The following is a 12,482-nucleotide window of genomic DNA, read 5'->3' on the forward strand; positions in this document are numbered from 1 at the left end:
AATCAGAACATGTATTTTATATTACTATAAGGAGTTTTTTATGCTTAAAACGATTGTTTCTTACAACGACATGATTAATGCATTCATTTGGGGTGTGCCCTCGATGAGCTGGATTTTGGTAGTCGGAATTTGGCTGACGCTCAGCACGCGTTTTATTCAGTTCAGAAAATTCGGATATACACTTAAGCACACTTTCGGTGCTATGTTCGATAAAAAGGAAGCGGGAGATGGAGCGCTTACTTCATTCCAGTCCGTATGTACCGCGCTGGCGGGAACCGTTGGAACTGGTAACATTGCGGGTGTTGCGGGAGCTATCGCTTTAGGCGGACCAGGAGCTGTTTTCTGGATGTGGCTCTCTGCACTTCTAGGTATGTGCACAAAGTTCGCTGAGGTTACGCTAGCGGTACACTTTAGAGAGCGTAATAATCATGGAGACTGGGTTGGCGGCCCTATGTATTACATAAAGAATGGTCTCAGCAAGAGATGGAGCTGGTTAGCGATTTTGTACTCGACATTTGGAGTGCTTACGGTATTCGGCACAGGTAACGCAACTCAGGTTAACACTATTACGACAGCTATCGATTCAGCATTAACATCGACAGGTGCATTTAAGCATGGTCTTCCATCGGGGGTCAACCTCGGTATCGGCATAGCTATTACACTGCTTGTTCTGGTTATACTAATCGGAGGAATAAAACGTATCGGGCGTGTAACGGAGAAGCTAGTTCCATTCATGGCGCTTTACTACATAATCTTTGGACTTCTAGTAGTTATTCTGAATTACAAGAATGTTCCAGGCGTTTTCAGAGATATATTTGAAGGTGCGTTTGCACCAAGGGCTATAACAGGCGGTGTTGTGGGCTCTATGTTTATAGCTATGAGGAGAGGTGTTTCGAGAGGTATATTCTCAAATGAAGCAGGTCTTGGTACTGGTTCAATCGCTCACTCTTCAGCTGAAGTGGATCACCCTGTGCAGCAGGGATTATGGGGAATATTCGAGGTATTTGCAGACACAATCGTAATCTGCACGATTACGGCCCTCGTAATTCTCTGTAGTGGGGTGAAGATCAATTATGGTAAGACCGCAGGTGCAGAGCTCACCATCTCAGGATTCACAGCGACATTTGGAGGCTGGGTTTCAGTAATGTTGGCCGTAGCGCTTTGCTGCTTTGCTTTCTCGACAATATTAGGTTGGGGATTGTACGGTTCTAGATGTATAGAATTCTTGTTAGGAAAAGGTGCAATAAAGCCATTCATCGTTGTTTATTCGCTAGTGGCAATTGTCGGAGCAACTATGGACCTCGGGCTGATTTGGAACATCGCCGACACGTTTAACGGACTGATGGTAATTCCAAACTTAATCGCAGTCCTACTCTTATCAGGTACGGTCATCAGGCTTACAAAGGACTATTTCAGTAAAGAAAAGTCTGCTAAATATATTTGATTTTACAAGTACATAAGAACATTATAAAGACTCTCGTCCGAAAGGGCGAGAGTCTTTGTCGTAATAACGAAATCTCTCAAAAATACGAATTTTAGTGTATAATACAGTGAAGTAACCGCTGGTTGCAACCGTGAGTTGACAAATTTCCAAGTGTAGTTGGTGGTGATGGTGATATCGCTACCATAAAATAAAACCATAGAACGCAGCTGCTCTATGAAGTGAAAATTGAAAATGAGAAAGAAACTCTAAAGAAGTTCTAATGGATTTGGAAATTTAAAGGCTTCATATCTATAATATAGTATGGAGTCAATAGGAGGGTATTATGATAATTTCAGAAAAGATAATGAGCCTACGCAAGCAGTATGGTTGGAGTCAGGAAGAGCTGGCTGATCTAGTAGGTGTATCGAGACAGTCCGTATCTAAATGGGAATCTGCAGCCTCGATGCCAGATATACAGAAGATAATTAAACTGAGCGAAGTGTTCGGAGTGTCGGTAGACTATCTTCTTAAGGATGAGATGGATTTGCCAGAAAGTTCAAAAGTCGCTAGCACTACAGATATAGGAACAGATAATGACAATCACATTAGGACTGTATCGCTTGAAGAAGCCAATGATTATATGGCTGATACAGAAAAGCATGCGGCAAGAATTGCCGGGGCTGTGTCACTGTTTATTCTATCTCCGGTACCAAACCTCATAGTCGAAGCGATGGGAAGAGCAAATGATGGCGATATGCTTGAGCGTCTATCAATAGCTGTGTTATGCTTGCTGATCGGTGCAGGCGTTGCGTTATGCGTGATATCGGGCTTCGGTATGTCGAAATATGAATATCTGTCAAAAGAACATATAAAGCTTGGATATGGAGTTGAGGCAGCCTTTAAGCGTAAATATGAGCCGTTTAGACAGTTTATGGGACAGCGAATAGCAGGAGGCGTATTCCTTTGTATAGTCGGAGCTCTGCCAAGTATTCTCTTTGATGATAGCGATAAATATGCTTCTGGTCTAGCGAAAATTTCGGCACCGATTATGCTGGTTATGGTTGCGGCTGCAGTATATATGTTCGTAAAAGTGGGAATAATAAGTAGTGGCTATAGTAAGCTTTTCCAAGAAGATGATTATACACCGGAGCACAAGCGTGTTGAGCAGAAGATGGAGCCATTTGCCGGTATTTACTGGATTGCTGTAGCATTCATATACCTAATACCAGGATTTTTACTAGGTTATTGGAATAAGACATGGATTATATGGCCAGTTGCAGGGGTGATTTACGGAATTATCTATAAGCTATATGAGATGTATTTAAAGAGAAAGTTCGATAAGTAAGCCTCTGCCAAGAAAACAATTAGTTAAGTGAACGAGATATAAAAACTCCCTTTGAAGGATAACCTCAAAGGGAGTTTTGTTTTGCTGTTAAGTTAATATGAATTAGATTAAGCTGCTGCTTGACCCTTATCTGACTTCAGTGCATAAAGCACAAGTCCTACTACGAATCCAACTACAGCAGGTACAACCCAGTCCATTCCGATATCAGACAGTGGTAGGAAACCACCAACTGACTTTATGAATCCTTCTAGGTGAAGTGCTGAAACGGTTGCTGGAGGTAAACTCTTTATACCGTCAAATAAAGCAGGTACCATAGTGAATCCGATAGACCATCTGTAAACTGTTGAATGATAGTTGAACAGTCCACCGATGAGGCTGACCAGTATGATAACGATAGTTAGCGGATATAAGAACATCAGTACTGGTATCGAGTAAGCGATTATCTTAACCAGTCCAAAGTTTGCAAATGTGAACGAGATGAGTGTGAATACTACCGCCCAAGCCTTGTACGAAAGCTTGTTAGGGAACATCTCGCCAAATGTCTCTGCACATGCAGTTACAAGTCCGATAGCGGTCTTGAGACACGCAAGTGTGATCATTAAAGCTAGGAATACTCCGCCTACACCGCCAAAGTAGTGGCTAGCGAGCTTGTTGAGAAGTGTTCCGCCATCTGGCTGTACTTCGAATATTCCTCTTGACTGAGCACCTGCAACTACTAGAGCTAGGTAGATAACAGCCATAAGGAGCGCGCATCCTACACCAGCAAGTGCTGTGGACTTAGCTATGTTCTTAGGCTCTTTTACACCTAGATTTCTAACTGCATTGATTATGATGATTCCAAATGCAAGTGATGCAAGAGCATCCATTGTGTTATATCCTTCGAGGAATCCTCTGAAGAATGGGTGAGCAACGTACTCTCCTGTTGGAGCAGCGCTTGAAACAGAACCCATCGGCTTAACGAAGCACATAACGACTAGAACCGCAAGGAATGCGAGGAATAGTGGGTTGAGAACCTTACCAACGTTAGTAAGGATGTTCGACGGTCTTAACGCAAAGAATAGAACTACTGCGAAGAAGCACAGGGAGAAAACTCCAAGTACAACTGGAGAGTCCTTACCAACCACAGGAACTACTCCGACAGAGTAAGGTACAGTTGCGGTTCTAGGAAGCGCGAAGAACGGTCCTATAGTAAGGTATAGTAGACACGTAAAGAACAAGCTGTACGGTCTCGACACCTTGCATCCTAGGTCATAGAGACCCTCACTACGTGATAAGGAAATCGCAATAATACCGAGCAATGGCAATCCTACTCCTGTAATGATGAACCCGAAAGTTGCCGCTGCTGTGTGACTGCCTGCCATCTGTCCCATGAGTGCTGGGAATATCAGATTACCTGCTCCGAAGAATAGTCCGAAGAGGAGTGAGGCTAGAACTACATATTCCTTCATAGTGAATTTCTTATCCATTTTTTGTCCCCTTTTTCAAATAATTTGTATAAATTTAATAAAGAGCATAGCATGTTTTATTAAAAATCACAACATATTTTTGGTATTTTTAAAATTTAAACAATACAAAAAAGCATTAAAAAAGCTCAGATGCATTGAAAATTAAACGTTTATAGAGAGTGTACAAATTTTCGAAATTAGCTAGCAAACAATTAAACGATATAAGATAGATTGATATCGTTTGATTATAAATCTAAATGGTAAACTTAATTCGAATAATATTGCATTATTATTCGAACAAGAATATACTAATACTGTAGTTAGTCTAATCTAACTTACTGCAAATCAAAACTCGTGTATGTTACTTTTGTTTCAGTACCCACATGCATTTGAGTTAGATAGTACTAACTAAATTTTACAGTATTCTTTCCCTCATTATGTATAGCATGAAAGAGAACATTAATGTTTCAGGAGATAATGATGACTGAACTTACTTTAGCAGAACAGGTGAATAATGAGGATGGGAGACATCTTAACCGAAGAAAGATTAACCCGCTTACATTAATTATCATCAATGCAGTTCTTCCAGTTGTAACGATGTTCTTCCCCACTGATAAAAGCATAATCATCGGACTATGTCTAGGGTATACGGCGTTACTCATCGCTCGCAGATATAAGACTGCTCTTAAGACTCTTATATGGGTAGGGGTAGGGGTTCTGCTTATCCTTTTAAATAGCTTCTATATTAAGAGTAGCATTTTGGGAATGATGATCAACATGACTGTCTACTTTACACCGTGCATACTAATCGCGGTATTGATAGTCACCGATTATAATTCATCGGAAATACTCTCTGCTCTGCAGAGACTACATCTGCCAAAGATATTTATCATCGGACTTACTATCACTATCAGGTATATTCCGACTTTTAGAAGAGAATTTCGCATAATCAAGCAAGCTATGAATATCAGAGGAGTTGAATTCTCGGTTAAATATCCATTAAGGACCTTCGAGTACTTGCTCGTACCACAGCTTTTTAGATGCGAGAGCTTAAGCGCAGAGCTGACAGCAGCAGGGCTCACGAAAGGGATTGCTACAGAGGAGAAGCGGACGAGCTATTTTGATAATCGATTTCATGGAGTGGATTACATGATGTTTGCAATCGGAGGAGTAGGAATGGTCTTAATCATCGGAGGCTTAATATGAAGGATGTCATGGAGGCGAGAAATCTGACATTCGCTTATGAAGGTGAGCATATACCCGTACTTGAAGATGTGAACTTTTCAATTGCAGAAGGTAGCATAGTATTTATCTCCGGACTTAGTGGCTCAGGAAAATCCACATTAATCAATGTAATAAACGGCCTTATTCCAGAGATTATAGACGGGAAGCTACGCGGAGAACTGCTTATAGGCGGGAAAAGTAGCGTGACGATGACCGAGCGAAGCATGCTTATCGGAAATGTATTTCAAAATCCGAGGAGTCAATTCTTTACAACTAATACGACTGCGGAGCTCGTATTTGCGATGGAGAATTTCGGCGTATCGAAGCCGGAGATGGAGCGACGGCTTAAGGCTTTGGTTAAGAAATATAAGCTAGAGTACCTTCTCGATAGAGATATCTATGAACTTTCCTCTGGAGAAAGGCAGATGCTAGCACTGATGTCAGCCCTGATTATGAATCCTCATATAGTGATATTCGATGAACCGTCTGCAAATCTCGACTACGGAAACGCTATGAGGTTAAGAAGGCAGATTGAAGAACTGAAGAGTGAGGGGATTACCGTGCTAGTAGCAGACCATCGATGTTTCTATCTGCGTGGACTTGTAGACAAGGTGCTGCTTCTTAACGATAATACGGTAACGGAGTATGAAAGTGAAGAGGCTTACTTCAGTAGTGATTACGCGGCGAGAGCTGTAAAGCTCTTTGACGAGAAATATGAAAGCAGACTAATCGCAAGGGCAGGCCCTGTAGATGTAAGAATAGAGAACGTTTCTTACAAGGGAATCCTGCAAGGGGTGAGTGCTGAGTTTAGGCGCGGTGAAATCTCAACCATCGTAGGGGTAAATGGTGCAGGTAAGACCACACTTGCTAGACTCATCTCTCTCGTCGTTAAACCAGATGATGGCATCGTTGAGACTGAAGGTCAGGCTCTGTATATAATGCAGGATGCGGATTATCAGCTGTTTGGAGCATCTTGCATAAAGGAACTTGAGATCAGCAGTAGGGATGAAGAACTCAATACTGAAGCACTGAAAGCTCTAAATCTATATGAATTTAGAGATGCTCATCCGTACAGCCTTAGCGGTGGTCAGAAGCAGCGATTACAGATGGCGATAAGCAGGGTGAGTCAAAACAAGGTAATAATCCTAGACGAACCGACTAGCGGTCTCGACAAAAGGTCGATGCATCGTGTTGTAGATCAACTTGAATCGATGAAGCGAAACCACACTATCATAATTATCTCTCATGATTATGAGTTTATAAGAAACATTTCAGATAGAATTTTCTATCTCGAGGATGGGCGTATAAGGGGAAATTTTTATTTGGACGAGGATAACATAAGTCAGTTAAATAAAACTTTTGAAGAAATGGAGGCTTTTTATGAATAATAAGCTTAAGACTAAGGATTTTATACTCATTGCGCTGCTGACAGCCGTGTACATGATTATCTACATGGTATCGATGCTCGTAATCACCCCGCTTGGAGCACTCGGACACTCGGTAAGCCCGGGGATATGCGCTATTTTCTCTGGAACCGTCATATATTTTATGGCAAAGAAGCTCGGTAAGATGTGGCAGTACACGATTATGACGGTGCTCGTTATGGCGTGCTTTACACTTATGGGTGGCGGTTATATACCATGGTATATAACGTCAATTGGTATGGCTATAATTGCCGACTTCATCGCTTCAAGGAAAGGTAAAGAGGTTAGTCCTCACAGGGTTGCTATCGCATCTGGAGTTCTGCACGTAGGACAGGCTTGGGGTGCAATTATCCCTGCAAGCTTCTTTGTCAGCCGATACAAAAGCTATTGGATGCAGAAAGGGCAAACTGAAGCTGAGATGAACAATTACATCAAGTATACCGCAGGCACGTGGGGCGTGATATCGACAGCTGTTGTATTCGTGATGGCGGTGATAGGAGCTTATCTCGGATATCTGATACTCAGAAAGCACTTTAAGGAGGCTTAGAATGTGTGTATTTAAAAAACTATTTAGCTATGCGGAAGACCGTAAAGGATGCATGGTAGCAGCTTTGCTACTATCTGCCGTAGCGACGATTCTGTCGTTCATTCCGTATTATTTTCTATGGAAAATGCTTCATGAGATAACAGTAGATGCAGACTATTCGAGGATTAGCAAGCTGTCGTATCTGATATTTGCAACGACAATCCTATACATGTTCACGTATATCGCAGCGCTCATGTGTAGCCATCTATTTGCTTTCAGACTGGAAACGAACATGAAGAAGAAGGGGCTAAATGCTCTTCTCGACGGATCGTTCTCGTTCTTCGACATGAACTCATCTGGAAAGACTAGAAAAATTATAGATGACAATTCAGGAAATACGCACACAATAGTAGCGCATATACTGCCTGATTCCGTAAATGCAGTGCTGTTCCCTATATGCCTGCTGGTACTCTCGTTCATGGTGAGTAAGTACGTAGGTATCCTGATTGTTGCGGCGGTAATTGCGGCGAGCATCTGCTTTAAATTCATGTATTCTGACTCAGATATGATGAAAGAGTACATGGGTGCACTAGACGATATTAACTCGGAGACGGTCGAGTATGTGCGCGGCATACAGGTAATCAAGATATTTAATATGGTTATTGAATCATTTGAGCGTCTGTACAAGTCGATAATCAGATACTCTGAGGTTGTTAACAAGGAATGCCAGATGTGTAGAAGACCATACGTTATATTTCAGGTGTGCATGCTTTCTCTATCAGCACTAATTGTACCGGTTGCATATATCGCGATGCCAATATCACCACAAGCTAGTGAGACAATCAGCCTGGTTGTGTTCTTCGCAGCTTTTTCGGGGCTTCTGATGAGTGCCTTTATGAAGGTCATGTTTTTCAGTAAGAATTTTGAGATGGCTAACGATGCAATCAGCAAGCTGGAATCGCTATTTGACGAGATGGATAAGAACAAGCTAGCACATGGAGATGTCTCAGAAATGGCAAATCATGATATAGAGTTTGAAAGAGTTACATTTAGATATGAAGAGGGTGTAGATGTTCTAACAGACTTCAGTCTTAAACTTGAGAGCGGTAAGAAATATGCTCTTGTGGGATCATCTGGTAGTGGCAAATCCACTATAGCCAAGCTAATTTCTGGCTTCTACCCGGTATCTAGTGGGGAACTAAAAATCGGTGGATTGGACATCCCAAAGTATAAGAGAGAGACACTGGAGCATGAAATTGCCTTCGTATTCCAAAATGCTAAGCTATTTAAAACCAGCATCTATGAAAATGTAAAAATTGGAAGACCTGATGCATCACGTGAAGAAGTTATAAAAGCGCTTGACCTTGCAATGTGCGGAAGTATTCTTGATAAGTTTGAAACGCGCGAGGATACGATAATAGGAGCAAAAGGGGTTCATCTATCTGGCGGTGAGACGCAGAGGATTGCAATAGCTAGGGCAATTCTAAAGGACGCTCCGATAATAATCCTCGATGAGGCGAGTGCTGCCAGCGACCCGGAAAATGAGTATGAGATGCAGCAGGCTTTTTCGAAGTTAATGGAAGGTAAGACAGTAATCATGATAGCGCACAGGCTTTCAAGTATCAGGAATGTAGATGAGATATTGGTTGTAGAGGACGGAAAAGTCACTGAACGTGGTTCTCATGATGAACTTATCGCAAAGGATAGCAAGTACAAGAATCTGCAGAATCTATACAACCAGGCTAACGAATGGAGGCTATCATAATGAAACGAAAATTACAGAGACATTTTTCGCTTACAGACAAAGGGATTGACAACATGATGAGAGCGTCGAGAGCTTCGTTCTTCAAGTATGTGACCTTCATGTTTCCGCCTATGCTCGTGTTCATTTTTCTGAATGATATGATAAATAGTACTCTAAAGCCAATAGCGCACTATATCGGAATCATAGCTGTAATTGCCATTCTTATGTATCTAGCAACAGCTAGGGAATACAAGCTCACTTACGATGTCACTTACGAGGAGAGCGTAAATCTCCGCATTGAGCTCGCGAAGAAAATCAAGGAGCTACCGCTTTCGTATTTCTCAACACATAACTTGTCCGATCTCTCGCAGACGATTATGATGGATGTAAGCAATATAGAGATGGCTATATCTCATGCTGTGCCGGAATTTATAGGATTCGTGGTGTTCTTTGCGATTATAAGCATCATGATGTGTATCGGGAATCTTGCTTTAGGGCTTGCAGTGGTCATGCCTATCTGGATGGGGATAGCACTTATGTTTGTATTCAAGAATTTCCAGACCAGGAAAGTCAAGGTATATTACAAGCAGCTTCTCGACAATGCCAATGCGTTCCAAGATGCATTCGAAATGCAGCAGGAAATTAAGAGCTATTCCATGCAGGATGAAGTGAGACGCGATGTAACTTCTAAGATAGAAAGCACTGAGAAAATACATACTGCCGCAGAATTTACAATGGCGATAAGTGCTACAGTTTTGCGTGTAGTTCCGCTGCTTGGACCAGTGCTAGTAGCTGTAATCGGAGCAACTCTTTACGCAAAAGGTTCTGTAAGCCTTCTGTACTACGTGGGATATCTCATGGCAGTAACTACTATATCTCATCAATATGCTTCGCTCTCCGAGTTCATCGCCGCGATGTTTTTCTTCGAGGATAGTTATGACAGAATTCGGGATCTTATGGATGAGGAAGTGCAGCCTGGTATAGATAAGGAAGTGCAGAAGTTTGACATCTGCTTTAATGACGTAGAATTTCAATATGGTGACAATAAGGTTATAAATGGGGTTAGCTTTACAGCAAATCAGAATGCTGTTACGGCTATAGTAGGTCCTTCAGGGTGCGGAAAGACTACCGTGCTTAGGTTGCTCTCGCGTCTATATGATTACGATAAAGGTGAAGTCACTGTCGGCGGAGAGGATATAAAATCTATCAGTACAGCATCGCTGTTCAGCAAGATATCTATCGTATTTCAGAACGTTGAGCTCTTTAATACGAGCGTAATGGAGAATATCAGGCTAGGGCGCAAGGATGCTACCGATGAAGAGGTTTTGGCAGCTGCGAAGCTTGCTAATGTCGATGAGATAGTAGCGAAAATGCCAGATGGTTACGAAACCCAGATTGGCGAAAACGGATCCAAACTCTCGGGTGGGGAGAGGCAGCGTATATCTATAGCGAGGGCATTTCTGAAGGATGCGCCTATAATACTTCTCGATGAGATATCAGCATCGCTCGATGTCGAAAATGAGATGGAGATTCAAAATAGCATTAACAAATTAATCGAAAACAAGACTGTAATAATCGTATCTCACAGGATGAAATCGATTGAGAAGGCTGACAAGATTGTGGTAATGGATGATGGCAAAGTTGTTAGTGCTGGCAAGCACGAGGAGCTTATTAAGAGCTCGAAACTCTATGGCGATATGGTTAGAAAATCACAGTTAACCGAGGAGTACATCTATTAGATAATATCGCTGCTCAGAATCAGTACTAACTGTAGCATATGCTTTTTAATATTCTCTGCAAATGCATATGACAAGGTGTATACAGAATCAACTAAAAAGAGGCTGAACCAGCTAATTAAGCTAAGGTTCAGCCTCTTCAATTCTTTAAATTATGTAGCTCTAAATTTTACTTTTCTGCAGGCAACTCGTTGTATTTACTGAGTAGCTCATGCTTCATGTTCCAGAGCTTCTTGGATAGGTCAACGTAGTATGTCTGAGGATTTTCAAATCTAAGCATCTCGCTCCACAGAGTCTCAATTTGCTCCATGCAATATGAGCGTATGCTCTCGAGGTCTGGGGAATCGTATACGCAATCGCCCTTGTCGAAAACCTTTACCATCAGCTCCTTAACCGTGAAGTTGGTCAGCCTCTTGCGTTTCCAGATAGCATTAGGATCGAATATCTCAACGCCATCTCTCGTTGGAGCCTCTTCGTCGTGGAGCGCGATGAGGTCGCCCATGACCTTACCAGTCTCGTTGTCGAAAAACCTGTAAACCTTCTTGAAACCAGGGTTTGTAATCTTCTCAACATTTTCTGATATCTTCATCTTAGGAATCATCACACCGTTATGTTCGATGGCAGCGAGCTTGTACACTCCGCCAAATACAGGTTCAGACTTAGCCGTGATTAGGCGCTCGCCAACACCAAATGAGTTAACCTTAGCCCCCTCGAGGATGATATCTCTGATTAGCCACTCGTCAAGAGAATTGGAAACTACTATAGCACAGTCCTCGAGGCCGTTGGCATCGAGTATCTCCCTAGTCTTCTTTGTGAGGTATGAGATATCGCCGCTGTCGATTCTAACGCCCATCTTGGCAGGCTTCATCTCTTTAAATACCTTGATGGCATTAGGAAGCCCAGACTTTAGAACGTTGTATGTATCTATCAGCAGAACTGCGTTGTCAGGATAGATTCTCGCATATTCCTTAAATGCTTCGTATTCGCTGTCAAATGTCTGCACCCAGCTATGTGCCATAGTTCCGAGCGCCGCAACACCGTAGTCTCTATCTGCAATTGCGCAAGCGGTACCAGCACAGCCTCCGATATAGGCAGCTCTCGCGCCGTATATCGCACCAGATGCACCCTGTGCTCTTCTGGAACCGAACTCCATAACAGGTCTACCCTGAGCTGCTCTTACGACTCTGCTTGCCTTGGTGGCAACTAGACTCTGGTGGTTGATAGTTAGAAGTATAAATGTCTCAACAAACTGCGCCTGAATCAGCGGACCAGTCACCGTGATAATCGGTTCGTGAGGGAATATCGGAGTACCCTCGGGAACAGCCCATACATCACAAGTGAATTTGAAGTCGCGCAGGTAGTCTAGAAACTCTTCGCTGAAAATCCCCTTTGAACGCAGATATTCAATGTCTTCCTCTGTAAAATGCAGATTCTTGAGATACTCGATGACCTGCTCGAGCCCCGCCATAATCGCATATCCGCCCTGATCGGGAACTCTGCGGAAGAACATGTCGAAGCAAGCCTCGTAGTCGCGAACACCAGAATGGAAATAGCCGTTGGCCATAGTGATTTCGTAGAAATCAGTCAGCATCGTTAGGTTGTATTTATCAAGCAT

Annotated in this window: 9 protein-coding genes; 7 read left to right on the forward strand and 2 right to left on the reverse strand. The window is 42.5% G+C overall.

Going from position 1 to position 12,482, the window contains the following annotated elements; all coding sequences use genetic code 11:
* Positions 1-40: 40 nt before the first annotated feature.
* Both Q7O90_RS02780 and Q7O90_RS02785 read left to right on the forward strand, forming a co-directional pair.
* Positions 41-1,444: an alanine/glycine:cation symporter family protein gene (locus Q7O90_RS02780; protein ID WP_304127159.1), complete on the forward strand. Its 1,404-nt coding sequence runs from the start codon at positions 41-43 to the stop codon at positions 1,442-1,444.
* 322 nt (positions 1,445-1,766) lie between these two features.
* The gene (locus Q7O90_RS02785; RefSeq protein ID WP_304127162.1) at positions 1,767-2,768 is read left to right on the forward strand and encodes a helix-turn-helix domain-containing protein; all 1,002 of its coding nucleotides are present in this window, start codon (positions 1,767-1,769) and stop codon (positions 2,766-2,768) included.
* Between the two features lie 107 nt (positions 2,769-2,875).
* Here the strand turns inward: Q7O90_RS02785 and brnQ are convergent, their stop codons facing one another.
* Complete coding sequence (brnQ, locus tag Q7O90_RS02790; protein WP_304127164.1) at positions 2,876-4,234, reverse strand: branched-chain amino acid transport system II carrier protein; 1,359 nt, start codon at positions 4,232-4,234, stop codon at positions 2,876-2,878.
* Positions 4,235-4,693: 459 nt separating this feature from the next.
* Between brnQ and Q7O90_RS02795 the strand changes: the two genes are divergently transcribed.
* The 5 genes from Q7O90_RS02795 to Q7O90_RS02815 are packed head-to-tail and all read left to right on the forward strand — an operon-like array spanning position 4,694 to position 10,870.
* Entirely contained in the window at positions 4,694-5,419 is a 726-nt protein-coding gene (locus tag Q7O90_RS02795; protein WP_304127167.1) for an energy-coupling factor transporter transmembrane component T, read from the forward strand.
* Positions 5,416-6,825 (forward strand): ABC transporter ATP-binding protein, encoded by a 1,410-nt coding sequence (locus tag Q7O90_RS02800; RefSeq protein ID WP_304127170.1) that lies wholly within the window; start codon positions 5,416-5,418, stop codon positions 6,823-6,825. Before Q7O90_RS02795 ends, Q7O90_RS02800 begins: the two co-directional genes overlap by 4 nt.
* Positions 6,818-7,408 (forward strand): MptD family putative ECF transporter S component, encoded by a 591-nt coding sequence (locus Q7O90_RS02805; RefSeq protein WP_298877948.1) that lies wholly within the window; start codon positions 6,818-6,820, stop codon positions 7,406-7,408. Before Q7O90_RS02800 ends, Q7O90_RS02805 begins: the two co-directional genes overlap by 8 nt.
* A 1-nt stretch (position 7,409) precedes the next feature.
* On the forward strand, positions 7,410-9,152 hold the full coding sequence (locus Q7O90_RS02810; protein WP_304127176.1) for an ABC transporter ATP-binding protein: 1,743 nt from the start codon (positions 7,410-7,412) through the stop codon (positions 9,150-9,152).
* Positions 9,152-10,870, forward strand: coding sequence for an ABC transporter ATP-binding protein (locus Q7O90_RS02815; RefSeq protein WP_304127178.1), 1,719 nt, complete (start codon positions 9,152-9,154; stop codon positions 10,868-10,870). Before Q7O90_RS02810 ends, Q7O90_RS02815 begins: the two co-directional genes overlap by 1 nt.
* Positions 10,871-11,036: 166 nt before the next feature.
* On the opposite strand, the gene Q7O90_RS02820 is transcribed toward Q7O90_RS02815, so the two are convergent.
* Entirely contained in the window at positions 11,037-12,482 is a 1,446-nt protein-coding gene (locus Q7O90_RS02820) for a nicotinate phosphoribosyltransferase (RefSeq protein ID WP_304127180.1), read from the reverse strand.

It is taken from the genome of Mogibacterium diversum, assembly GCF_938028775.1.
GTDB classification, from domain to species: Bacteria; Bacillota; Clostridia; order Peptostreptococcales; family Anaerovoracaceae; genus Mogibacterium; species Mogibacterium diversum_A.